Annotated in this window: 22 protein-coding genes and 1 pseudogene; 6 read left to right on the top strand and 17 right to left on the bottom strand. The window is 72.9% G+C overall.

Annotation, left to right across the window (positions count from 1 at the left end; genetic code table 11):
* On the top strand, positions 1 to 3,451 hold a 3,451-nt coding region (locus HUW36_RS06730), incomplete at its 5' end, for a non-ribosomal peptide synthetase (protein ID WP_174527320.1).
* Positions 3,452 to 3,536: 85 nt separating this feature from the next.
* A complete protein-coding gene (locus HUW36_RS06725) occupies positions 3,537 to 4,004 on the top strand; it encodes a GNAT family N-acetyltransferase (RefSeq protein ID WP_174527319.1) in 468 nt (155 codons plus the stop codon).
* Between the two features lie 105 nt (positions 4,005 to 4,109).
* Here the strand turns inward: HUW36_RS06725 and rpmB are convergent, their stop codons facing one another.
* The 12 genes and pseudogenes from rpmB to HUW36_RS06665 form a co-directional block, all read right to left on the bottom strand.
* A complete protein-coding gene (gene rpmB, locus HUW36_RS34380) occupies positions 4,110 to 4,250 on the bottom strand; it encodes a 50S ribosomal protein L28 (protein ID WP_246247932.1) in 141 nt (46 codons plus the stop codon).
* Positions 4,210 to 4,767, bottom strand: a pseudogene (locus tag HUW36_RS06715) (hypothetical protein); the annotation flags it as partial. The pseudogene HUW36_RS06715 and the gene rpmB, both read right to left, overlap by 41 nt.
* Positions 4,768 to 4,831: 64 nt before the next feature.
* Complete coding sequence (locus HUW36_RS06710; RefSeq protein WP_174527318.1) at positions 4,832 to 6,400, bottom strand: polyamine aminopropyltransferase; 1,569 nt, start codon at positions 6,398 to 6,400, stop codon at positions 4,832 to 4,834.
* Positions 6,397 to 7,164, bottom strand: coding sequence for a hypothetical protein (locus HUW36_RS06705; RefSeq protein ID WP_174527317.1), 768 nt, complete (start codon positions 7,162 to 7,164; stop codon positions 6,397 to 6,399). The genes HUW36_RS06710 and HUW36_RS06705 overlap by 4 nt, the downstream gene beginning before the upstream one ends.
* Positions 7,164 to 7,586 (bottom strand): DUF350 domain-containing protein, encoded by a 423-nt coding sequence (locus HUW36_RS06700; protein ID WP_174527316.1) that lies wholly within the window; start codon positions 7,584 to 7,586, stop codon positions 7,164 to 7,166. Before HUW36_RS06700 ends, HUW36_RS06705 begins: the two co-directional genes overlap by 1 nt.
* Before the next feature lie 33 nt (positions 7,587 to 7,619).
* The gene (locus HUW36_RS06695; RefSeq protein WP_174527315.1) at positions 7,620 to 8,045 is read right to left on the bottom strand and encodes a DUF4247 domain-containing protein; all 426 of its coding nucleotides are present in this window, start codon (positions 8,043 to 8,045) and stop codon (positions 7,620 to 7,622) included.
* On the bottom strand, positions 8,042 to 8,536 hold the full coding sequence (locus tag HUW36_RS06690; RefSeq protein ID WP_174527314.1) for a DUF2617 family protein: 495 nt from the start codon (positions 8,534 to 8,536) through the stop codon (positions 8,042 to 8,044). Before HUW36_RS06690 ends, HUW36_RS06695 begins: the two co-directional genes overlap by 4 nt.
* A gap of 2 nt (positions 8,537 to 8,538) precedes the next feature.
* On the bottom strand, positions 8,539 to 9,174 hold the full coding sequence (locus tag HUW36_RS06685) for a DUF4178 domain-containing protein (protein ID WP_174527313.1): 636 nt from the start codon (positions 9,172 to 9,174) through the stop codon (positions 8,539 to 8,541).
* A gap of 85 nt (positions 9,175 to 9,259) precedes the next feature.
* A complete protein-coding gene (locus tag HUW36_RS06680) occupies positions 9,260 to 9,637 on the bottom strand; it encodes a hypothetical protein (protein ID WP_174527312.1) in 378 nt (125 codons plus the stop codon).
* 245 nt (positions 9,638 to 9,882) lie between these two features.
* Positions 9,883 to 11,094: an MFS transporter gene (locus tag HUW36_RS06675; protein WP_174527311.1), complete on the bottom strand. Its 1,212-nt coding sequence runs from the start codon at positions 11,092 to 11,094 to the stop codon at positions 9,883 to 9,885.
* 272 nt (positions 11,095 to 11,366) lie between these two features.
* The gene (gene clpB, locus HUW36_RS06670; RefSeq protein ID WP_174527310.1) at positions 11,367 to 13,958 is read right to left on the bottom strand and encodes an ATP-dependent chaperone ClpB; all 2,592 of its coding nucleotides are present in this window, start codon (positions 13,956 to 13,958) and stop codon (positions 11,367 to 11,369) included.
* Between the two features lie 85 nt (positions 13,959 to 14,043).
* A complete protein-coding gene (locus HUW36_RS06665) occupies positions 14,044 to 14,685 on the bottom strand; it encodes a TetR/AcrR family transcriptional regulator (RefSeq protein ID WP_174527309.1) in 642 nt (213 codons plus the stop codon).
* An 83-nt stretch (positions 14,686 to 14,768) separates the two neighbouring features.
* Between HUW36_RS06665 and HUW36_RS06660 the strand changes: the two genes are divergently transcribed.
* From HUW36_RS06660 to HUW36_RS06645, 4 genes are all read left to right on the top strand, one after another.
* A complete protein-coding gene (locus tag HUW36_RS06660) occupies positions 14,769 to 15,902 on the top strand; it encodes an epoxide hydrolase family protein (protein ID WP_174527308.1) in 1,134 nt (377 codons plus the stop codon).
* Between the two features lie 72 nt (positions 15,903 to 15,974).
* Positions 15,975 to 16,475: a cation:proton antiporter regulatory subunit gene (locus HUW36_RS06655; RefSeq protein ID WP_217428784.1), complete on the top strand. Its 501-nt coding sequence runs from the start codon at positions 15,975 to 15,977 to the stop codon at positions 16,473 to 16,475.
* A gap of 5 nt (positions 16,476 to 16,480) precedes the next feature.
* Positions 16,481 to 17,692, top strand: coding sequence for a cation:proton antiporter (locus tag HUW36_RS06650; RefSeq protein ID WP_174527307.1), 1,212 nt, complete (start codon positions 16,481 to 16,483; stop codon positions 17,690 to 17,692).
* A 170-nt stretch (positions 17,693 to 17,862) separates the two neighbouring features.
* The gene (locus HUW36_RS06645; RefSeq protein WP_091565913.1) at positions 17,863 to 18,291 is read left to right on the top strand and encodes a hypothetical protein; all 429 of its coding nucleotides are present in this window, start codon (positions 17,863 to 17,865) and stop codon (positions 18,289 to 18,291) included.
* A 172-nt stretch (positions 18,292 to 18,463) separates the two neighbouring features.
* On the opposite strand, the gene HUW36_RS06640 is transcribed toward HUW36_RS06645, so the two are convergent.
* The 5 genes from HUW36_RS06640 to dnaK all read right to left on the bottom strand — a co-directional run bounded on the left by HUW36_RS06640 (position 18,464) and on the right by dnaK (position 23,297).
* The gene (locus tag HUW36_RS06640) at positions 18,464 to 18,670 is read right to left on the bottom strand and encodes a hypothetical protein (protein ID WP_091565916.1); all 207 of its coding nucleotides are present in this window, start codon (positions 18,668 to 18,670) and stop codon (positions 18,464 to 18,466) included.
* Positions 18,671 to 18,907: 237 nt separating this feature from the next.
* A complete protein-coding gene (locus HUW36_RS06635) occupies positions 18,908 to 19,348 on the bottom strand; it encodes a heat shock protein transcriptional repressor HspR (RefSeq protein ID WP_174527306.1) in 441 nt (146 codons plus the stop codon).
* Positions 19,349 to 19,372: 24 nt separating this feature from the next.
* Positions 19,373 to 20,557: a molecular chaperone DnaJ gene (gene dnaJ / locus HUW36_RS06630; RefSeq protein WP_174527305.1), complete on the bottom strand. Its 1,185-nt coding sequence runs from the start codon at positions 20,555 to 20,557 to the stop codon at positions 19,373 to 19,375.
* Between the two features lie 79 nt (positions 20,558 to 20,636).
* Positions 20,637 to 21,386, bottom strand: a complete 750-nt coding sequence (gene grpE, locus HUW36_RS06625) for a nucleotide exchange factor GrpE (protein ID WP_174527304.1) — start codon at positions 21,384 to 21,386, stop codon at positions 20,637 to 20,639.
* A 48-nt stretch (positions 21,387 to 21,434) separates the two neighbouring features.
* On the bottom strand, positions 21,435 to 23,297 hold the full coding sequence (dnaK, locus tag HUW36_RS06620; RefSeq protein ID WP_174527303.1) for a molecular chaperone DnaK: 1,863 nt from the start codon (positions 23,295 to 23,297) through the stop codon (positions 21,435 to 21,437).
* Positions 23,298 to 23,645 lie beyond the last annotated feature (348 nt).

The raw sequence follows: 23,645 nt of genomic DNA, 5'->3' as shown, positions 1-23,645 counted from the left end.
CGACCTGGCCGCCCGCGCCGACGCGCTCGCCGTGCTGCTGCGCGGGCACGGGGTGGGCCCGGAGCAGCGGGTGGGCATCCTGGTGGACAACCGCGTGGAGCTGGCCGTCGCCGTGCTCGGCGTGCTGCGGGCCGGCGGCGCCTACGTACCGCTCGACCTGCGGTCGCCCGCCGACCGGCTGAAGCAGACCCTGGTCGACGCCGGCGCCCTGGTCGCGGTCACCGTGGCCGACCTGGCGCAGCGGCTCGACGGCGCCGGCGTGCCCGTGCTGGGGGTCGACGAGACCGCCTCGTCCACGTCGCCGCACGCCCCGCCGGCGCCGCCGGCCGCGACCGCCGTCGACCCGGAGAACCTGGCGTACGTCGTCTACACCTCCGGCTCCACCGGCGCGCCGAAGGGCGTCGCGGTCAGCCACCGTAACCTCGCCGCCTATCTCGACGGCCTGACCGAGCTGTTGGCGGCGCCTCCCGGCCGGGTGTTCAGCCTGTGGCAGCCGTTGACCTTCGACTTCGGCCTCACCATGTTCTACGGCGCGCTCGCCTCCGGTGGGACGGTCCACCTGGTCGACGCCGAGCGGGTCACCGACCCGGCCTGGCTGGCGGCGCACGTGGCCTCCGGTGTGGACTACCTGAAGCTCACCCCCTCGCACCTGTCCGGTCTGGTGGCCGCGGGCACCGACCCCGCGGCGCTGCTGCCCCGGCAGGCGCTCCTGCTCGGTGGCGAGGCGTCGCCGTGGACCCAGGTGACGCGCCTGCGCGAGCTGGCCGGTGACCGTCAGGTGATCAACCACTACGGACCCACCGAGGCCACGGTCGGTGCCCTGGCGTTGCCCGGCGACCGCACGCCGACGCCCCGGGGGGCCACCACCCCGATCGGCTGGCCGCTGGCCCGGGCGACCGCGTACGTGCTCGACGAGCGACTCGAACCGGTGCCCGACGGGGTGGCCGGCGAGCTGTACCTCGGCGGGGAGACGGTGTCCCGGGGCTACCTGGGTCAGCCGGGCCGCACCGCCGAGCGCTACCTGCCGGACCCCTTCGCCGACCGTCCCGGAGCCCGGCTCTACCGCACCGGGGACCGGTGCCGCCGGCTGCCCGACGGCGCGGTGGAGTTCCTCGGCCGCCTGGACGACCAGGTGAAGCTGCACGGCTACCGGATCGAGCTGGAGGGGGTCCGCGCCGTCATCGCCGGCTGCCCGGAGGTGGCCGACTGCGCGGTGCTGCTGGACGAGGAGCGCCGCACCGGGCCGGCCCTCGTCTGCTACGTGGTGCCGACCCGGCCGGACGTGCCGCCCACCGTGGTACGCCGGCACGCCGAGCGGCACCTGCCGGACTTCATGGTGCCGGCGGCCTTCGTCCCGCTGACCGCGTTGCCGCTGACCCCGCACGGCAAGCTCGACCGGCGCCGCCTGCCGGCCGTGCCCGACGTCGTCGCGCCGATGGGCGCCGACCGGCCCCGCGACGCGGTGGAGGACGTGGTGGCGACCGTCTTCGGCGCCCTGCTGCATCGGGACGAGGTCGGCCGGGACGACCACTTCTTCGAGCTGGGCGGTCACTCGCTGCTGGTGATCCAGCTCCTGGCCCGGCTGCGGGCGGCCTTCGGCGTGGACCTGCCGCTGCGGTCGGTCTTCGAGGCACCCACCGTCCGTGGCCTGGCACGGTGGATCACCGGCTTCGCCACCGGTGGGGGCGCCCCGCCGGTGGCCGTGGCGGACCGCTCCCGGCCACTGCCCGCCTCGTACGGGCAGCGCCGGCTGTGGCTGTCGCACCACACCGAGCCCGATCCCCAGCTCTACAACACCCACTTCGGTCTCGAACTGGTCGGTCCGCTCGACCCGGCCGCCGTCCGGACGGCGCTGCTGACCGTCGCACAGCGGCACGAGGTGCTGCGGACCCGGTTCGTGCTCGACGCCGGCGACCTGTGCCAGGTCGCCGGCGACACCGCCGAGGTGCCGTGGCGGGAGGTGGACCTGCGCGGGTACTCCGGCGACGACCTGGAGTCCGCCCACCGCCGGCTCTACCGCGAGCACGGCGAACCGGTCTTCGACCTGCGGGCGGACCCGCCGTTGCGGGCGCTGCTGCTGCGCGTCGCCGACGACCGGCACGAGCTGCTGCTGACCCTGCACCACACGGTCTTCGACGGCTCGTCCATGGCCGTCCTGCTGACCGAGCTGGCCGCCGCGTACCCGGCCGCGCGCGCCGGCAGGCCGGTGGCGCTGCCCCCGCTGCCGGTGCAGTACGCCGACTTCGCGGTCTGGCAACGCGACCTGGTGACCGGCTCCGGCAACGGCCAGCTCGACTACTGGCGCGAGCGGCTGACCGGCCTGCCCGCCCGACTGGAGCTGCCCACCGACCGTCCGCGACCCCGCCGGCGCGGCAGCGAGGGCGCGCACGAGCTCTTCGAGGTGCCCGGCGAGGTCGCCGACCGGCTGCGCCGGCTCGCCGCGGCGGAGGGCGCCACCCTCAACATGGCGCTGCTGGCCGGCTACTTCGTCCTGCTCGCCCGGTACACCGGGGAGCGTGACCTGGTCGTGGGCGTGCCGCACACCGCGCGACCCCGCCCGGAGCTGGAACCCCTGATCGGGTTCTTCGTCAACACGCTGGTGCTGCGGGTCGACGTCGGCGCCGCGCCGACCTTCCGCGACCTGCTGCGGCAGGTCCGGGACGTGACCATCGGCGCGTACGCCCACGCCGACGTGCCGTTCGAGGCGCTGGTGGACGAACTGTCCCCGCCCCGGGACCCGGGCAGCACGCCGCTGGTGCAGACGATGTTCATGCTCGCCGACGACGACCGGGCGCTCTCGGTGGACAGCGGCGACGTCACGATGCGCTACGAGCCGTTCGCCCTGCCGATGGCGAAGTTCGACGTCAGCGTCTTCCTCTGGCGACGCGCCGACCGGCTCGACGGCGCGATGCAGTACCGCCGCGACCTGTTCGATCCCGCGACCATGACCCGGTTCGCCGCCGACTACACCGCGCTGCTGGCCGCCGTGGCGGACGCACCCGAGGCGCTGCCCGACGAGCTGGCCGTCGCGACGCCGGCCGGGACGGCCGACCCGGCGTCCGCCGTCGTCACCGGGCCACCGGACGGTCCCGGAACGCCCGCCGGCGCGACGCTGCGGGTGACCGGGGCGGAGGGTCGGTGGATGGACGTGTCGGACGGGCTGCTCGCCGACCTCGGGCACGTGGCGGCGGCCAGCGGGGTGGCGATCGACCTGACCCGGGACGCGTTCGAGGTGCCCCGGCAGATGCGCGACGCGGCGCAGGCGCTCGGCGTGGACCCGTACTCGTGGATCCTGGCCGGCGGGGACGACCACGCGCTGGCGGCCACGTTCCCGGACGGGGCCGCGCTGCCCGACGGCTGGCGGCCGGTGGGCCGGGTGGGTGCGGGCGCGGGGGTCACCGTCGACGGCGCCGACCCCGAGGGACCGCGCGGCTGGGACCACTTCCGCTGAGGTGGCACGACCGACGGAGTGATCTGCGTCCGACCCCGGCCGCCGGGGCGGGGCGGGGGTCGGGCCCGGTCGTAACCTGGGCACCGTGAGCGAGATCGAGATCCGGGAACGGCGCTTCGACGCGCCCGAGTCGCAGGCGTTGATCCGGGCGGCCCTGGCCGACCTCGGCGAGCGGTACGGCGGCAGCGGCGACGAGACGCCCGTCGACGCGGCCGAGTTCGCCCCGCCGGCCGGCGCCTTCCTGGTCGCCTACCTGGACGGGCGGCCGGTGGGCTGCGGTGGCTGGCGCAGTCACGGCGAGGACGGCGAGACGGCGGAGCTGAAGCGGATGTACACCGCGCCGGGCGCCCGGGGGCGGGGGGTGGCCCGCTCGGTCCTCGCCGCCGTCGAGCGTTCCGCCCGCGACCACGGCCGCAAGCGGATCGTGCTGGAGTGCGGCGACAAGCAGCCCGAGGCGATCGCGATGTACACCTCGGCCGGCTACGAGCGGATCCCGAACTTCGGCTTCTACCAGGACGCGCCCGGCTGCCTGTCGTTCGGCCGCACCCTCTGAGCGCCGGTCAGCGCGGCCGGCCCGCCCGGGCCGGCGGACACGACGGAAGCCGGCGGACCCGATGGGTCCGCCGGCGACCGACGATGTTGCGGTGGCGCTGCCGCGTCAGGCGCGGGTGACCTTGCCGGCCTTGATGCACGAGGTGCAGACCTGCAACTTCTTGGTGGTGCCGCCACCGGCCGGGGTACGCACCGACTGGATGTTCGGGTTCCAGCGGCGGTTGGTCCGCCGGTGCGAGTGGGACACGTTGTGGCCGAAGCCCGGTGCCCTGCACGAGGCGCAGCACGGCCGCCCGCCGCCTGTCGGTGAGCCCGCCGGGCAGCGCACTGAGCACCACGTCCAGCGCGTTGGCGGTGCGTTCGGGCGGGGTCAGCCGGGACCGGCCGGTGCGCCCGCGTACCGCCTGGACGAGCAGGACGAGCAGGGCGAAGGCCACGTAGATGATGGCGGCGGCCGGGGCGTAGAAGTAGTCCGTGCGGGCGGTGACGAACTTGCCCACCTCGTCGATGAAGAGCCCGAACCCGATCCCGCCGACCACCGCCCCGGCGGTCCGCGACCCGTCGCCCAGGAAGACCAGCGGGATCCCCAGGCCCACGCCGAGCAGCAGGCCGCCCCAGAGGACGTGCGCGATGTGCAGCCCGCCACCGCCGAGCTGCGGATAGTCGGTGGCCTGGAGGTAGGCGCGCACGGCCAGCACGGTGACCACGCCGGAGAGCACGAACGCCTGGAGGTGGGAGGCCGCGCCGATCGCCCGGGGCGGCAGCCGGCGGACCAGCCAGCCGAGCCCCGGCGGGCGGTGGGACGGTCCGGGTGGCATGCCCCGAAACCTAGTAGCCGCGCCACTCCTCGCGGGCGTACTCCAGCACCCTGGGCTGCAACAACGTCGAGGCCGGCACGTCCACGCGGGCCCGGTCGGCGGGGAAGGCGGCCGCGGCGGCGAGCACCTGCGGGGTGAGGAAGCGCAGCGGCGGCGCGTCGGCCGGCAGCGCCAGCTCCGGCGCGGCGTCGCCCGGCGCGGCGAGCACGAAGCCCCAGTCGCCGAAGCTCGGCACGTCGACGTGGTACGGCGTGGTGGCGAAGCCCGCCTCCCGCACCGACCGCTCGATCGACCAGTACGACCGGGGCGCGAAGTAGGGCGAGCCGGACTGGACGACGAGCCGGCCGCCCGGGGCCAGCACCGGCCGGACGAGTGCGTAGAACTCGACCGTGTAGAGCTTCGCGGTGGCCGTCTCGTCCGGGTCGGGCAGGTCGGCGATCACCACGTCGAAGCGTTCCGTGGCGGTGCGCAGCCAGCCGAACGCGTCCAGGTTCAACACCCGGATCCGGGGATCGGTGAGCGACCGACGGTTCAGCTCGCGGAGCTGCGGCTCACTGCGGGCCAGCGCCACGACGGCCGGGTCGAGGTCGACGAGCGTCACCGACCGCACGTCCGGATATTTCAGGATCTCCCGCGCGGCCAGCCCGTCGCCGGCGCCGAGCACCAGCACGTCCCCGTGCGGCCCGCGCATCGCCGGGTGCACCAGCGCCTCGTGGTAGCGGTACTCGTCCACGGAACTGAACTGGAGGTCGCCGTTGAGGAACAGCCGCAGGTCGGTGTCGGTGTGGCCGACCTCCCGCACCGAACGGGTCAGCACGATCTCCTGATAGCGGCTGCGCTCGGCGTGCACCACCGGATCCCGGTAGAGCTGCTGGCGGGCGGTCACCTCGAAGTCGTGGGCGGTCACCCACGCGTACCCGAGCAGGAGGCCGACCACGACGGCGCCGGCGCCGAGCACCACCCGCGCGCGACGGCCGAGTTCGGCGCGGAACACGGTGAAGACCAGCGCGAGGCCGGCGACGGCGTTCACCGCGCCGACCACCAACGCGCCCTTGAGCTGGCCGAAGACCGGCATCAGCAGGAACGGGAAGGCCAGCCCGCCGAGCAGCGCGCCGACGTAGTCGGCGGCGAACAGGTCGGCCACCGCGCTGCCCGCGGACTGCTCCCGGATGCGTTGCAGCATGACCATCAGCAGCGGGATCTCCGCGCCGATCAGCAGGCCAAGCACGAACGCGGTGCCGACGAGCGCCGGCCCGTAGAGGTCGAGCCAGGCGAACGCCGCGTAGAGGCCGAGCACGGAGAGGCCGCCGAGCAGCGCCAGGGTCAGTTCGATCGCCGCGAACGCGGCCGCCGCGCGGGACTGCAACGGCTTCGCCACCAGCGCGCCGACGCCCATCGCGAAGACCATCACGCCGAGCACGATCGACGCCTGACCGACCGCGTCGCCGATCAGGTAGCTGCCGAGCGCGACCAGGGCCAGCTCGTACACCAGGCCGCAGGCCGCGCAGACGAAGACCGCGAGCAGGACCGCCGCGCGGGCCGGGCGCCACCGCGGCCGTGCGGGCGCGTCGACGGTCACGCCTTCTCCCGGGTACGCCCGGCGGCGCCCGCCCCGGCGCGCTGCGCGGGCACGGCTCCCCGGAGCTGCCGGTTTCGCTGTCGCACGCCCACGGCGACGAAGAGCGCGGCGAGCAGGAACAGCCCGACCGTGGTGAGCAGCAGGATCCACCGGTCCCGCCAGAAGTCGCTGCCGGCGTCCGGCAGCGGGGCGGCCGGGGTGGCCGGTTCGGCGGTGGGGGTGGCAGCCGGGTCGGCCAGCCCCCGCTCGGTGGCGAGCAGCGGCAGCATGGTGGCGGCCCGGGTGACGGCCCAGCCCGGGTCGTCGACGAACGCGTCCTCGTCCAGCCCGAACCGGCCCAGCCCGGACTCGATCGCGGCCAGGTCGCGGAACTCGATGTCGTCCGACCCCTTCACCCGGATGCTGGCGGAGTCGTTCGACTCGCTGCTGGACGACGTGTAGTTGACGTTGGCGTAGACCTCGATCCACCGGGGGCAGCCGGGCGCGTCGGCGACCGCCGTGCCGTCGCCGAGGTTGGAGCCGACGCTGACCGGGTCGTACGTGTCGACAAGCTGCCAGCCGTAGCAGATGCCCTGGCTGTCGGCGGCGGCCCGGAGGATGGGCACGGTGCCGGAGCGCTCGTCGGCGGCCGGGCCGGGCACGTCGGTGTCCGAGTCGCCGGTGATCGCCCCGATGACGCAGGCGCCGACCGTGATGCCGATGATCACCGTCCAGATCAGCACCTGTTGGCGCTTGTTCTTGGGGGTGGTGGCCGTTGCGGCCATCAGCTGATCGCGGCGGCGATGATCGCGCCGGTGGCGACGTGCACGGTGGCGGAGATCCAGACCGCCGGGTGCGGCTCCGGGTCGACCAGCAGCTCGCCGAGCTTGCCGGGGGTGGCCACGTCCAGCAGCACGAAGGCCGCCGCCATGATCACCAGTCCGAGGATCCCGTACGCGGCGGCGCCGACCAGCCCGAGGGTGAAGTCGTCGTCGCTGGCCACGATCGCGGCCACCACCACGGTGCCGACCCCGAGCAGGTTGGAGGCGAGCAGCACGGTGGCGTTGCGGTTGCGCTCGGTCCAGATCAGCTCGTGGAGCTTGCCGGGGGTGGCCAGGTCGACGAGCGCGTAGCCGATCGCCATCAGGACGACGCCGAGCACGCCGTAGGCGAGGGTGACCAGCAGATCGGTGACGAGATGCTCCACAGGGACTACTCCAGGGTGAGGGGGTCGGACGGGCTACTTGCCGGCGCCGGGGCCGCCGCCCCGGACGGTGCTGCCTCGGCCCCAGCCCCAGCTGTTGCCGACGACGCGGTGGTACCGGGGGTAGGCGCTGGACATCTTCTCCAGCAGGATCACCGAGCCGACGGCGAGCGGGAGGATCACCACCGAGTCGTCGTCGTAGCGCAGGTAGACGCCGCTGCCGTCGACGTACTGGTCGGCCGGCTGCCAGGCGTCGGTGATCTCCTTGGACACCTGGCTGGGCGACTGCTTCGACGTGTACGCGATCGCCTGGGTGCCGATGTCCCGGCCCGAGGCGCGGGAGAAGTGGTCCTCCACGTAGCCACGCGGGGAGAAGTTGCCGTAGAAGATCGTGAAAGCGGCGATGAGGGCGCCGACGACGGCGACCGCCACCCCCACCACGAACCACCGTCGGTACGTCACAGCTCTTCCACCACCGTCTCGGTCAGGACCAGCTCGTTGGTCTGGGGGTAGGCGTGCCAGGTGCGCCAGGCGAGCGTGCCGCCGGGCGGGTCGGGGCGGACGGCGAGCGCGGTGACCGCGTCCTCGTCGCCGGGGAAGACGCCGACCAGCGCGTACGGGTCGTCGGCCAGCTCGGCGCGGAGCGCCGCGACCCGGGTTCGCAGGCCGTCGCCGGCCGGGCGGAGCACCATGGCGGTGAACCGGTAGCCGGCGGTCTCGTCGTGCAGCGTGTCCGGCAGGTGCGGCGGACGGCCGGGCAGGCAGGCGACCGTCTCGGTCAGCCCGTCCAGCACCACCTGGTGGGAGGCGCCGAGCAGGCGCAGCCGCACCCGCGTGCCGTCCGGCAGGTCGACGTCGCGCACGGCCAGCGCCGGCAGCTCCGGGCCGCCGAGCGTCAGGCTGAGGTCGGCGGCGCGACTGTCGACGTACGGGGTGTGCAGGGCGACGAGCACGCCTACTTCACCTGGTCCGGGCCGCCCTGCGGATAGATCATCACCTCGGCCCGGCGCAGTTCCTCACCGAGGTTCACCTCCCAGCCGGCCTCTCCGTACGCCTCGAACGACAGCCGGGCCCCGCCGGGCGCCTGGTAGTCGTGGTAGCGCATGGTGCCGCGCGGGTCGAGGCCGGTGCCCTCGGTCGCGGTGTAGCGCGCCTGGCCCGACTCGTCCCAGTTGTAGCGACGGCCGGCGATCTCCAGCGTCGGGGCGCCCGGCGTCACCGTGGCGCCCGGCTCGCTGGTCCAGAGCACCATCTCCAGGTCCGGCTCCGCCTCGACGGAGAGCCAGCGCTTCACCCCACCCGCGTCGTCGAGCAGGTGCTCCGCCCAGCTCCAGCCGCCCTCGACCAGGTGCACCGACCCGCGGACGGTGTAGGGCACCTGCCGGACCTCGACGATGTCGCCGGGCTTGAGCGCGCGGGGGTCACCCCGGAGCGCGTCCGCGTCCCGGTCCCGGAACGGGTCGCCGGGCGTCGCCGCCTGCGGGCGTGCCGCCGAGCGGGACCTGCGCAGCGCGATCACGGCGATCACCACGCCGGCCACCCCGACCAGGCACCCCAGCGTGGTCACCAGGTACGCCACCGAACCGTTCACGAGCGCCTCCCCAACCTGCGTCGGCGGAGACGGTAACAACCCCACGCACCCCCGCCGAAGTGTCGTTCGTTGAGTGTGCGGTCAGCTACTCTCGGCCGCCGGCCAGGCGCTCGGCGGCGTAATCACGCAGCGTCGCGCGACCCATCACGCATCCGCTGAACGTGGTGAACTCGCCGTCGTCGTCGCGCAGCCGCTCCCAGGCCGCCCGCCCGGATTCCGGGTCGACCGCCTCCAGCAACGTCGCCGCGTACGCCTTGCCGGCGGGCGAACCCTTGCGGAGCAGCCGGTCGACCTTCTTCCGGGCCGCCTCCGGGTGCTCGCGCAGCGCCTGCTCCGCGTGCCGGTACGCCTCGGTCGCGGGCAGGATCTGCCCCGCGAACCCGACCCCGCCGAAGGCCAGGGTGTCCGCCCCGTCGAGCTCCCGCACGGCCTGGTCCAGTTCCCGCTCCCACGTCCCGCTCATGCCCCACTATGTGCCCAACCCACCCACCCTTCACCCCTGAAAGGAAGGGCCCCCTATTAACGCCTCCGGTAGAGGAAGGGGCCCTTGTTAACACCCACGACGCGCAGCGCCAGCGGCACGCGGGTCGCGCCGCCGACGACCGCCCTCCCCGCCCTGCCCCCTCCCCGTCGATCAAGGAGTTCGTGTCCTCCGGACGCTCCGGCGCGGACACGAACTCCTTGATCGAGTGGCGCGGTCCGTCTCGGTCAGGTCGGCCGGGTCGCGTCGCGCAACGGACGCCAGGCGAACACGGCGATCGCCGCCATCACCCCCGCGGCGACCCAGAACGGTGTGGTGATCTGCCAGGTCCCGGCCAGCAGACCGCCGAGGAGCGCACCGAGCGCGGCTCCGCCCAGATCGAGCAGCGCGTACACGCTGCCGACCCGCCCGCGCAGGTGGGCCGGCACGATTCGCTGCCGGACCGACGCGGCGGTGATGCCCCAGACCATGGCGTGGACGCTGAAGGTGACCAGGACGGCGGCGGCGATCCAGGATGCCGTCGTGACGGCCAGGGTCAGGTGTGTGACGACCTCGACGACCAAGCCGCCACGCAGCACCGTGGCGGCACCGAAAGCCCGGGTGAGTCTGGTCGCCACGGTCGTGCCGAACAGGCCACCGACGGCGAACGAGGTCAGCAGGAAGCCGTATCCGACGTCGGACAGGCCCAGTCGCTGCCGGCAGTAGAGCACGAACACCGCGAATGCGGCACCGAACGCGACGTTGCCCAGGCCCATGCTCACGGCGAGCGTCCGCAACAGGCGGTGCCGCCACAGCCAGCGCACACCCTGGCCGATCTCGCCGCGCAGCGAGCCGCGCGGACGGGGTTCCTCCGGCACGAGGGCCGGTCGGATGCCGGCGATCAGAGCCGCCGCCGCCACGAAGGTCAGCGCGTCGACCCCGAACGGTACGGCGGCGGAGACGACGAACAGCCACGCGCCCAGCGGCTTGGCGACGAACTGGTTGCCGACGGTGAACGTCGCGTACAGCCGGGCATTGGCGGCGGGCAGTCTCTCGGGCGCGACCACCGCCGGAAGCAGAGCGCCCATCGCGGTGTCCGCGACGGTCTCACCCGCGCCGAGCAGGAACAGCACCGCGTAGATGACGGCCACGGTGACCGTCCCGGTGGCGACGGTGAGCGTCAGACCGGCCAGTGCCGCAGCGCGCAGCAGGTTGACCACCACGACCAGCCGCCGTCGGTCGAGCCGGTCGACGTAGGCGCCGCTGACCAGGGCGAACAGCAGCCAGGGCAGTTGTTGGACGAAGACGGCACCGGCGATCAGAGCCGGATCGTCGCTGACGGAGGCCACCAGCAGCGGGCCGGCGGCCATGGTGACACCGTCACCGATGGTGGAGACCGCCGAAGCGGTCCACAGTCTGGTGAAGTCCGCGCTCGGACGCGCGGATGAAAGGGCACGCAAGAAGAGCTCCTCGAGCCAGGAAGGGAAACGGTCATGAGGGACCGCTTCGCGGCGAGGAGCACCGCGCCACCGGGAACCGGCGGCGAAGCGTCAGCGGGCGGTGTGCTCTCGCGGCGAGGCGGGGACCGTCAGCAGGCCGAGGCGCATCTGCGGCTCCTAACTGTCGATTGACGTTCCGGGCAGGATATTCGGCTCACGCCCGTCGCGCCGCCCCGTCCATCGCACGGCGAAGGCCCGGCCTGGACAGGCCGGGCCTTCGCGGGTGGTGCGGGTCAGGCGGAGGTCACCGCCAGGGACTCCTTGGAGTCGGACAGGTCGACGCGGACCGTGTCGCCATCGCGGATCTCGCCCGCGAGCAGCGCCTTGGCGAGCTGGTCGCCGATCGCCGACTGGACCAGCCGGCGCAACGGGCGCGCGCCGTAGATCGGGTCGTACCCGTGCTCGGCCAGCCACGTGCGCGCGGAGTCGCTGATGTCCAGTGCCAACCGGCGGTCCGCGAGACGGGCTCGCATCCGGTCGAGCTGGATGTCCACGATCGCCCGCAGGTCTCCGCCCTGGAGCGCGGCGAACACCACGATGTCGTCGAGCCGGTTGAGGAACTCCGGCTTGAAGTGCGACCGGACCACCGCGAGCACGCCCTCCCGACGCTCCTCCTCGCTCAGCGTCAGGTCGCTGATGACCGAGGAACCCAGGTTCGAGGTGAGAATCAGGATCGCGTTGCGGAAGTCCACCGTGCGGCCCTGGCCGTCGGTCAGCCGGCCGTCGTCGAGCACCTGGAGCAGCACGTCGAAGACGTCCGGGTGGGCCTTCTCCACCTCGTCCAGCAGGATCACCGAGTACGGCCGGCGACGCACCGCCTCGGTGAGCTGGCCGCCCTCCTCGTAGCCGACGTATCCGGGCGGGGCGCCGACCAGGCGGGCCACGGAGTGCTTCTCGCCGTACTCGCTCATGTCGATGCGGACCATGGCCCGCTCGTCGTCGAAGAGGAACTCCGCGAGCGCCTTGGCCAGCTCGGTCTTGCCGACGCCGGTCGGACCGAGGAACAGGAAGCTGCCGGTCGGGCGGTCCGGGTCGGCGACGCCGGCCCGGGCGCGGCGTACCGCGTCGGAGACCGCCCCCACCGCCTCGGCCTGGCCGACCACGCGACCGCGCAGCGACTCCTCCATCCGCAGCAGCTTGGCGGTCTCGCCTTCGAGCAGCCGCCCGGCGGGGATGCCGGTCCAGGAGGCGACCACGGCGGCGATGTCGTCCGCGCCGACCTCCTCCTTGAGCATCGCGCCGTCGGCCTGGAGCCGGGCCAGCTCCTCCTCGGCCTGCTTCAGCTCGACCCGCAGCGCGGGGATCCGGCCGTACCGCAGCTCGGCGGCGCGTTCCAGCTCGCCGTCGCGCTCGGCCCGCTCGGCCTCGCCACCGAGGCGCTCCAGCTCCTCCTTGGCGGTGGAGAGCTTGGTGATGTGGCTCTTCTCGGTCTGCCAGCGCTCGGACAGCGCGGTGAGCTGCTCACGCTTGTCGGCCAGCTCCTTGCGCAGCCGCTCCAGGCGCTCGGCGGACGCGGCGTCCGGCTCCTTGGCCAGCGCCATCTCCTCGATCTCCAACCGGCGTACCGCCCGCTCGATCTCGTCCACCTCGACCGGCCGCGAGTCGATCTCCATGCGCAGCCGGGACGCGGACTCGTCGACCAGGTCGATCGCCTTGTCCGGCAGGAACCGGTCGGTGATGTAGCGGTCGGACAGGGACGCGGCGGCGACCAGCGCGGCGTCGGTGATCCGTACGCCGTGGTGCACCTCGTAGCGCTCCTTGAGCCCGCGCAGGATGCCGATGGTGTCCTCGATGGTGGGCTCGCCGACCAGCACCGGCTGGAAACGGCGCTCCAGCGCCGGGTCCTTCTCGATGTGCTCGCGGTACTCGTCGAGCGTGGTCGCGCCGACCATGCGCAGCTCACCGCGCGCCAGCATCGGCTTGAGCATGTTGCCGGCGTCCATCGAGCCCTCGCCCTTGCCGGCGCCGACCACGGTGTGCAGCTCGTCGAGGAACGTGATGACCTGGCCGTCGGAGTTCTTGATCTCCTCCAGCACGGACTTCAGCCGCTCCTCGAACTGGCCGCGGTAGGACGCGCCGGCCACCATGGCGCCCAGGTCGAGCGAGACGAGCTTCTTGTCCCGCAGCGACTCCGGCACGTCGCCGGCGACGATGCGCTGGGCCAGGCCCTCCACGATGGCGGTCTTGCCGACGCCGGGCTCACCGATCAGCACCGGGTTGTTCTTGGTACGCCGGGACAGCACCTGGATCACCCGGCGGATCTCCGAGTCCCGGCCGATCACCGGGTCGATCTTGCCGTCACGGGCGCTGGCGGTGAGGTCGACGCCGTACTTGGCCAGGGCCTGGTAGGTCTGCTCCGGGTCGGCGGTGGTGACCCGGCGGTCCCCGCCCCGGACGGTCGGGAACGCGGCGACCAGGTTCTCCTCGGTGGCGCCGGAGTTCTTCAGCGCCACGGAGACCGCGCCGCCGACCCGGGCCAGCCCGGCCAGCAGGTGCTCGGTGGAGGTGTACTCGTCACCCAGCGGCCGCGCGATCTGCTCGGCGGCGCCGATGGCGTTGACGAACTCGCGGGCCAGCGTCGGCTCGGCGATGCTGGATCCGCGGGCGGCGGGCAGCGCGTCGACCGAACGCTGGGCGACCCGACGCAGCTCGGCGGGGTCGGCCCCGACGGCGCGCAGCAGGCCGGCGGCGGTGGAACCGTCGGTGTCCAGCAGGGCCAGCAGCAGGTGCCAGGGCTCCACGGTGGCGTGACCGCGCTGGTTCGCCAGCGCGACGGCACCGGTGATGGTCTCGCGGCTCTTGGTGGTGAGGCGTTCCGTGTTCATGGGCTCCCCCGGATCGGCGTGTCCACTGGGAACGACACAACCAGACTTGAGTCTATTCCGCTCAACTCCAGTGGTGTGACCCGAGTCACTGCTTCGGTCGCCACCGCCAGTCGAACTCGCCCACCCCGGGCGGCGGCCCGGGCAGGGGCGGCCCGGGCACGGCCAGGCCGGCCAGCAGCACCGCGAGGTGCCGGCGGCGCAGCTGCCGGGTCCGGTCCGGATCGGGTACGCGGATCGCCGCACACCCCTCCAGCAGCAACCCGACGTCCTGCGTCACCACGTCCGGCCGCAGCCGTCCGGCGTCCCGCGCCCGCCCGACCAGGCCGTCGACCAGCTCGTTCGCGCGCACCGCGGCCCGGCCCATCTCCTCGGTCGGCGTGAAGGTGCCGGCGAGGTGCACGGTGAGGGAGTGCACGTCGGCGTCGACGACGCGCTCCAGGAAGCCGGCGAACGCGGCCCAGTCGTCCGGCTCGGCCGCGGCCTCCTCGGCCGCCGCGACGAACCGCAGCAACCCGTCGTGGCAGAGCGTCCGCAGCAGGTCCTCCTTGCCGGCGTACCGGCGGTAGAGGGCGCTGATGCCGACGCCGGCCCGCTCGGCGACGGCCGCGATCGGGGCCTTCGGATCATCCAGGAAGACCGCCCGGGCAGCGGCCAGGATCGTGGCGTCGTTGCGCGCCGCCTGGGCGCGCCGGCCGGCCAGCGGCGGTGAGTCGGTCGGCTTCGGCATGGGTCGAGGATAACAGTGGAACGGATCGTTCCGATCTGCTACTGTCGAACGGAACGAAACATTCCGTTCCTCAAGGAGCAGCCATGTCGGACGCCATCCGCCCGTTCCGCGTCGAGATCCCCCAGCGCGCCCTCGACGACCTCGCCGACCGGCTCGACCGCACCATCTGGCCGGGTGAGCTGCCGGGCGTCGGCGGCCTCTACGGCACGCCCACCGAGCGGGTGCGCGCCCTGGCGACCTACTGGCGGGAGACGTTCGACTGGCGCGCGGTCGAGGCCCGACTCAACGCGCACCCGCAGTTCGTCACCGACATCGACGGCGAGCAGATCCACTTCCTGCACGTCCGGTCGTCCCGCCCGGACGCCACCCCGCTGGTGCTCACCCACGGCTGGCCCGGCTCGGTGGTGGAATACCTGGACGTGATCGCTCCGCTGACCGAGCCGACCGACCCGACCGCGCCCGCGTTCCACCTGGTGATCCCGTCGCTGCCCGGATTCGGCTTCTCCGGCCCGACCCGCAGCGCCGGCTGGAACCGCTACCGCACCGCCCGGGCCTGGGCCGAGCTGATGGCCCGTCTCGGCTACGACAGGTACGGCGCGGTCGGCAACGACGCCGGTTCGATGATCTCGCCCGAACTCGGCCGCCTCGACCCGGACCACGTGCTCGGCGTACACGTCACCCAGCTCTTCTCGTTCCCGTCCGGCGACCCGGCCGAGTTCGACGGGCTCTCCGACGCCGACCAGGCGGCGCTGCGCCACCTCCAGTGGTTCTACGAGAACAAGTTCTCCTTCAACCAGGTGCAGAGCCAGCAGCCCCAGACGCTCGCGTTCGCGCTGGCCGACTCGCCGGTCGGCCTGCTCGCCTGGAACGGGCAACTCCTCGACGAGGACCTCGACCCGGACTTCGTCCTGGCCAACGTCGCGGTCTACTGGTTCACCGGCACCGCCGCCTCGTCGATGCGGTTCTACTGGGAGGACGCGCACGCCACCGAGCAGCCGACCGGGCCGACCACGGCGCCGACCGCGGTGGCGATGTTCCCCGGCGACTTCCAGTCGATCCGCCGGTTCGCCGACCGCGACCACGCCGCCATCGTCAGCTGGCACGCGTTCGACGCCGGTCCCGAGCGGGGCGGGGACGTCGGCGGGCACTACGCCGCGCACCAGGCCCCCGACGTGCTGGTCGGTGACATCCGGCAGTTCTTCGCCAGGCTCCGCTGAAGGCGCCGGTCGAGGACTCGGGCGGCCCTCGACCGGAGGTCGTCGCGGGTGAGGCAGGGTAGCCTCACCCGCGTGCGAGTACGTGTCGAACAGACCGCCCTACCGGGGATCGGCGTCCGTCATGACCTGATGACGGAGTCGGGCCGCCGGCTCGGTGTGGTCTCCCACCGCAATGGCCGCCGCGACCTGGTCCTCTACGACCCGGACGATCCCGACTCCTGCCAGCACGACATACCGCTCACCGACGACGAGGCCGAGGCGTTGGCCGACATCCTCGGCGCGTCGCTGATGCTGGGCCAGCTCTCCGGGCTGCGCGAGCAGGCTGCCGGGCTGCTGACCGAGCAGGTCGTGATCCCGGCCGGCTCGAAGTACGTCAACCGGCGACTCGGCGACACCAAGGCACGCACCCGGACCAGCGCCTCCATCGTGGCGGTGCTGCGTCAGGGCGAGGTGAACGTCTCGCCCGACCCCACCTTCCGGTTCGAAGCCGGCGACGTGATCGTCGTGGTCGGTACCCGTCAGGGTCTCGACGGCGTCACCGCGATCCTCGCCGAGACCGACCCGGACGGCTGACGCGTATGCACGAAACCCAGATCCTGCTCGTCGAGGTCGGCGCGCTGCTGCTCCTGCTCGGCCTGCTCGGCCGGCTCAGCCGTCGCGTCGGCGTCTCGCCCATCCCGCTCTACCTGCTCGCCGGCCTCGCCTTCGGGCACGGCGGCCTGTTGCCGCTCAACGCCAGCGAGGAGTTCTTCGCCGTCGGCGCCGAGATCGGCGTGATCCTGCTGCTGGTCATGCTCGGCCTGGAATACAGCGCGAACGAGCTGGTGGGCAACCTCCGCTCGGCCGCGCCGGCCGGGCTCATCGACGCGGTGTTCAACGCGCTGCCCGGCTTCGCCTTCGCCCTGTTGCTGGGCTGGGGCTGGGTCGCCGCCGTGGTGCTCGCCGGCGTCACCTGGGTGTCGTCCTCCGGGGTCATCGCCAAGGTGCTCGGCGACCTGGGCCGGGTCGGTAACCGGGAGACCCCGGTGATCCTCTCCGTCCTGGTGATCGAAGACCTGGCCATGGCCCTCTACCTGCCGCTGGTCACCGCCCTGCTCGCCGGGGTCGGCCTGGTGAAGGGCGGCATCGCGCTCGCCGTCGCGGTGTTCACCGTGGTCGTCGTGCTGGCCGTGGCGATCCGGTACGGCCACCTGATCTCCGCCGCGCTCTCCGCCAAGGATCCGGAGGCCCTGCTGCTCGGGGTGCTCGGCCTGACCCTGCTGGTCGCCGGCATCGCGGCCAAGCTCCAGGTCTCGGCCGCGGTCGGCGCGTTCCTGGTCGGCATCGCGTTGTCCGGCCCGGTGGCGCACCACGCCACCGAGCTGCTCTCGCCCCTGCGGGACCTCTTCGCCGCGGTCTTCTTCGTGTTCTTCGGGCTGGTCACCAACCCGCTGGACATGCCACCGGTGCTGCTGCCCGCGCTGCTGCTGGCCGTGGTCACCATGGCGACGAAGGTGGCCACCGGCTACCTGGCCGCCCGCCGGGCCGGCATCGCCGAGCCGGGTCGTTGGCGGGCCGGGCTGGCGCTCACCCCGCGCGGCGAGTTCTCCATCGTCATCGCCGGGCTCGCCGTCGCCGCCGTCTACCCGGTGGAACCCAAGCTGGCCGCGCTCGCCACGGCGTACGTGTTGATCACGGTGGTGACCGGGCCGCTGCTCGCCCGGTTGCCGGACACACCCTGGTTCAAGCAGTGGCTGCGCCGCCGCGCCGCCGCCGCCCGACCGCCCGCGCCGGCGGGGGTGGGCGACTGACCTCGGCCGGGCCGGATCGGCCGCACGGCGGATCCGGCCCGGCCAACGGTTGTCAAATTGATTCCGGGAAGGTCTACCCCTGCTCCACCCAACCGCGTTAACGTGTCGCCCCAGCAGCCAGGGTCCGCGGGTGGCCGGTGCCCCCGCCAGCGCAAGCGGAAGGTCGGCCGGTGAGCGTGCAGGAAGAGACGTTCCACGGCTTCGCCAACCCGGTCGACCCCTCGCCCGCCGAACTGCGGGCCTGGGCCTACCAGCCCGACTCGGTGCCGTTGAGTTCGATGCCTCCGGACTGGGACCTCCTGGTCGCCGGTGACCACCTGGTCCAGACGCTGTTCGACCTGGCGATGGACCGGTCCTGCCCGGCCCGCCGGTTCGCGCTGCACTGCCTCTACATCTACGCCGCCGACGGCATCCGGACGAACTTCCGGGCCCACCCGAAGCGTCGCTTCCGCAAGCTGGTGGAGCAGGCCGAGCGGGCCGGCGACGACCTGATGCGCAACTGGGCGCACAACAGCCGGGTCCTGCTGGCCCGCCCCGACCTCTTCGTCTACCGCGACTGGTGCGAGGGCGGCCTGGTCCGCGAGAACCGCCGCCTCTAACCCGTCCCCACGCTCGTCGATCTTGGAGTTGTGGCACCTACCAAAGGCCACGAGCCGGACATTCGAGGCGCCACAAGTCCAAGATCGACGGATCTGAGGGCTCGGCGGGCGTCACGTGGGCGCGAGCGGGCCGGGACCCCCCGTGGGTCCCGGCCCGCACGTCGACGGATCGTCAGGTCGACCCGCCCTGCTTCCTGCGCCGCTCGTCGTCCCGGGCCCGGTCCACGCCGTGGTCCGTCTGGTCGGCGAAGCGCCCTTCCTTCACCTTGTCGCTGAAACGGCCCTCGGTGACCCGGTCGAACCGCTCCCGGACGTTCTCGGCCACCTTCTCGAGCCGTTCCTCCGCCCGCTCCGCCACCTTCTTCGCCGGTTCCGCCATGGCTCCCCCCGCCAGCCCGGAGTGCGATTTAGGGGCTTTTGCCCTGCTGAGAAGCGTAGTGGACCCCGGCCCTGTCACACCGTGCTTTCCCCAACCCCGCCTGGTGGAACGCCATGGGTCTCGCCACGGCCCGCAGACAGCCACGGCGTTCCACCCAGCCGGGACGGCGAGGCCGGCGCGGGAACGGCGAAGGCCGGCGCGCGCCCCGGACGGGGGCGGCGCCGGCCTTCGCTGCGGTCAGCGGTCGGGATTGCGGCGCGGTCGCCAGACGACGAGCGCCGTCGAGGTGCGGTTGGTGGGCACCAGGTCACCGCGGGGAAAACCACCGAGCGACTCCAACTCGGCGATCCGCCGGTAGGCGGCGTCCAACTCCGCCTCCAGCCGGGCCACCCGCCGTTGCGCCTCCTCCAGCAGGCGCTCCAGCCCGATGATCCGCTTGACCCCGGCCAGGTTGATCCCGTCGTCCTGGCTGAGTCGCTGCACCTCGCGCAGCAGCACCACGTCCCGGACGCTGTACCGGCGACCGCCACCGGCCGCCCGGCCCGGCTGGACCAGGCCCAACCGGTCGTACTGGCGCAGCGTCTGGGGGTGCATGCCCGCCATCCGCGCGGCCACCGAAATCATCAGGACCTTGGCCTCGTAGGCCGGGTCACCCGCGCCGACGTACTCCTCCGACATGCCCGCTCACCTCCGCTGCCGCCGTCAACCGAACCGACGTACCCGCGCGTCCAGATGTTCCCGCGCGGCGGGCGGGGTCTGCTCCGCGAAGGTCTCCAAGGCCGCCCGCGCCTCGTCCGACACCTTCGCCGGGACCACCACGTCGAGCGTGACCAGCAGGTCACCGGCGCGGCCGTCCTTGCGTACGACGCCCTTGCCGCGGGCGCGCAGCACCCGTCCGCTGGGCGTACCCGGTGGCACCCGCAGGGTCACCGTGCCGTCCAGGGTCGGCACCCGCAGGTCGGTGCCGAACACCGCCTCGGCGTACGTGATCGGGACGTTCAGGGTGAGATCGTCCCCGGTGCGCCCGAACAGCTCGTCCGGGCGGACCTTGACGTGCACGAACAGGTCGCCCGCCGGGCCGCCCCGCTCGCCGGGTTCACCCCGGCCGGCCAGCCGGATCCGCTGCCCGTCGGCCACCCCGGCGGGGAAGCGCACGTTCAGCGTGCGGGTCTTGGTGACGCCGCCGGTGCCGTGGCACTCCGGGCACTTCTCCTCGACGATCGTGCCCACGCCCTGGCAGTTGCGGCACGGCTCGGAGAAGCTGAACGACCCCTGGTTGCGGGTGGTCACGCCGGCTCCGTGACAGACCGGGCAGGCCACCGGCTGGGTGCCGGGCTTCGCGCCGTTGCCGTGGCAGGTGTCGCAGACGCCCGGGGCGCGCAGCGTCAGCGGCAGGGTGACGCCGCGGACCGCGTCGGTGAAGTCCAGCGCCACCTCGGCCTCGACGTCCCGGCCACGGGCCGGGCCACGTGGCCGGGCCGCACCGCCGCCACCGCCGCCGCCACCGGAGAAGATCGTGCTGAACAGGTCGGTGAAGCCACCGCCGCCGAAGCGGGTGTCGCCACCGCCACCGCCGAACAGGTCGGAGACGTCGAACGGCGCGCCGCCCGGCTGGCCCGCGCCGCGGGCGTTGCGCCGGAAGGCGCCCGAGCCGAACAGCGATCGCATCTCGTCGTACTCGCGTCGCTTCTTCTCGTCGCCGAGCACCGCGTACGCCTCGGAGACGGCCTTGAACCGCTCCTCGGCCTTGGGGTCACCGGGGTTGTGGTCCGGATGCGACTCCCGGGCCAACTTCCGGTACGACTTCTTGATCTCGTCCGAGGAGGCGGACTTGTCCACGCCCAACGCGGCGTAGTAGTCCTTCTCGATCCAGTCCTTGGAACTCACCGGTCCACCCCCTTCCACGGGTCCGATCCCGGTCGTCCCGTCCGCCCGGTAGGGGCGGACGGGACGTCACGGGTGGGCACTACTCCGGGTCCGCGACCGCGACCAGGGCCGGCCGCAGCAGCCGCTCGCCGAGCTGGTAGCCCCGGCGCATGACCTGCACGCAGGTCGGCTCGGTGACGTCGGCGGAGGTCTGGTGCGCCACCGCCTCGTGCCGGGTCGGGTCGAACGGGTCGCCCTGCTCGCCGAACGCGGTCAGGCCGAATTTGCCGAGCGCGGCGGTGAGCTGGTCGGCCACGCTGCCGAACGGGCCCACCAGGTCGCCGTGCTCGCGGGCCCGGTCCAGGTCGTCGAGGATCGGCAGCAGCGCGGTGAGCACCGTGCCGGTGGCCTGCTCCTGGACCAGGCCGCGGTCGCGGTCGACCCGCTTGCGGTAGTTGGCGTACTCCGCCGAGACCCGCTGGAGGTCACGGGTGCGCTCCTCCAGGTCTCCGCGGAGCGCCTCCAGTTCGGCGCCGAGCGGCGCCGCCTTGCCGGTCTCACCGCTCGGCTCGGCCGGCGCGTCGACCACCGGCGGACCGGAGACCTCGGCCTCGCCGCCGATCTCGTCGACCACCACCTCGGCCTCCTCGACCAGCCCCTCGGCGGGCGCGTCGGCGGCCGCGTCGGCCGCCGAGGCGTCGTTCGCCGGCTGCTCGGTCACCTTGCCGAGCTTGCGCTTGTCGCGGATGACGACCCGCGGCTCGTCACCGGCGTCCTTGCCGGTGCCCGCGGAGCCGCCCGGCGCCGACCCGGTGGAACCCGGGTCGGACGCCCGTGGCTTGTCCGTCATGCGGTTACCTCATCCCTCTGCCGTGCGGACCGTGCGCGGGACCGAAGGTCACTTCTTGTCCTCGTCCACGATCTCCGCGTCGACCACGTCGTCGGCGCCGCCGGCCTGCGGGCCGCCGGCCGCACCCGCGCCGGCACCCGGCCCGGCCGCGCCCGGGGCGGTCTGCTCGCCCTCCTGCTGCTGGGCGTAGAGCAGCGAGCCGGCCTGCTGGGAGACCTGCGCCAGCTTCTCGTGGGCGGACTTGATCTTCTCGATGTCCTGGCCGCCGAGGGCGCTGCGCAGCTCGCCGAGCGCCTCGTTGAGCTGGTCACGGTTCTCGCTGGGCAGCTTGTCGCCGCTCTCGGCGAGGAACTTCTCGGTCTGCCACTGGAGCGCCTCGGCCACGTTGCGGGTCTCGGCCTCCTCACGGCGACGCTTGTCCTCGTCGGCGTGCTCCTCGGCGTCCCGGCGCATCCGCTCGATGTCGTCCTTCGGCAGCGAGGAGCCGCCGGTGATCGTCATCTTCTGTTCCTTGCCGGTGCCCAGGTCCTTGGCGTGCACGTTGACGATGCCGTTGGCGTCGATGTCGAACGTGACCTCGATCTGCGGCACGCCGCGCGGCGCCGGCGGGAGGCCGGTCAGCTCGAAGGTGCCGAGCTTCTTGTTGTAGGCCGCGATCTCCCGCTCGCCCTGGAACACCTGGATCAGCACCGACGGCTGGTTGTCGTCCGCCGTGGTGAAGACCTCGGAGCGCTTGGTCGGGATGGTGGTGTTGCGCTCGATGAGCTTGGTGAAGATGCCGCCCTTGGTCTCGATGCCCAGGCTCAGCGGGGTCACGTCGAGCAGCAGGACGTCCTTGACCTCGCCCTTGAGCACGCCGGCCTGGAGGGCGGCGCCGACGGCGACGACCTCGTCCGGGTTGACGCCCTTGTTCGGGTCGCGGCCGGTGAGCTGCTTGACCAGGTCGGTCACGGCCGGCATCCGGGTGGAGCCGCCGACCAGGATGACGTGGTCGACGTCGGAGATCTTGATCCCGGCGTCCTTGACGGCCTGCTCGAACGGGCCCTTGCAGCGGTCCAGCAGGTCCTGCGTCATGCGCTGGAACTCGGCGCGGCTCAGCGTCACGTCGAGGTGCAGCGGGCCGGCCGAACCGGCGGTGATGTACGGCAGGTTGATGTTGCTGGTGGTGGCGGCGGACAGCTCGATCTTGGCCTTCTCGGCGGCCTCCTTGAGGCGCTGCATGGCCATCTTGTCCTGCGACAGGTCGATGCCGTGCTCGCCGCGGAACGTCTTCACCAGGTGGTCGATGATGCGCTGGTCCCAGTCGTCGCCGCCCAGCTGGTTGTCACCGCTGGTGGACTTGACCTCCACCACGCCCTCGGCCAGCTCCAGCAGCGACACGTCGAAGGTGCCGCCACCGAGGTCGAAGACCAGGACGGTCTGCTCCTTGGAACCCTTGTCCAGGCCGTACGCCAGGGCCGCCGCGGTCGGCTCGTTCACGATCCGCAGCACGTTGAAGCCGGCGATCTCGCCGGCCTCCTTGGTGGCCTGACGCTGGCCGTCGTTGAAGTAGGCCGGGACGGTGATCACGGCGTCGGTGATCTGCTCGCCCAGGTACGCCTCGGCGTCCCGCTTGAGCTTCATCAGCGTGCGGGCCGAGATCTCCTGCGGGGTGTACTTCTTGCCGTCGATGTCGACGGTCCAGTTGGTGCCGATCTCCCGCTTGACCGAGCGGATGGTCCGGTCGGGGTTGGTCACCGCCTGGCGCTTGGCGACCTCACCGACGAGCACCTCGCCGTTGCGGGCGAACGCGACGATCGAGGGAGTCGTACGCGAGCCCTCGGCGTTGGCGATGACGGTGGGCTCACCGCCCTCGAGAACGCTGACGCAGGAGTTCGTCGTGCCGAGGTCGATGCCGACCGCACGTGCCATGTTCGCTTCCTCGCTTCGTAACGGGTGAGCAGGTCAGGTGGCCTGCCCGGCGGGCCGCCCGGAAGCGACCGCACCACAAGTTGAGTGAACTTGACTCAATAGTGCCACGCGATCGGCAATCCGCAAGTCGGGGTTGAGCCGACCCGGCGCAACCTGACCGTTATTACCGTCCGGTTGTCTTACCTTGCGTCGGTCGGGCACGCTTTAGCGGTGACGACGCATGGCGATTCCGCCACCCGTGCCGGCGCGCCCGCCGTCGCAGCCCGCACCGGACCTCCCACCGGCGAGGACCAGCCCGCCGACGCCGCCGCGGGCCTGCCCGCCGCGCTCACCGGCCTGCGGGCCGCG

It is taken from the genome of Micromonospora maritima, assembly GCF_902825405.1.
Lineage (GTDB): Bacteria > Actinomycetota > Actinomycetes > Mycobacteriales > Micromonosporaceae > Micromonospora > Micromonospora maritima.
The sequence above is the reverse complement of the archived record's forward strand: the minus strand, read 5'-3'. Positions and strand labels throughout refer to the sequence as shown.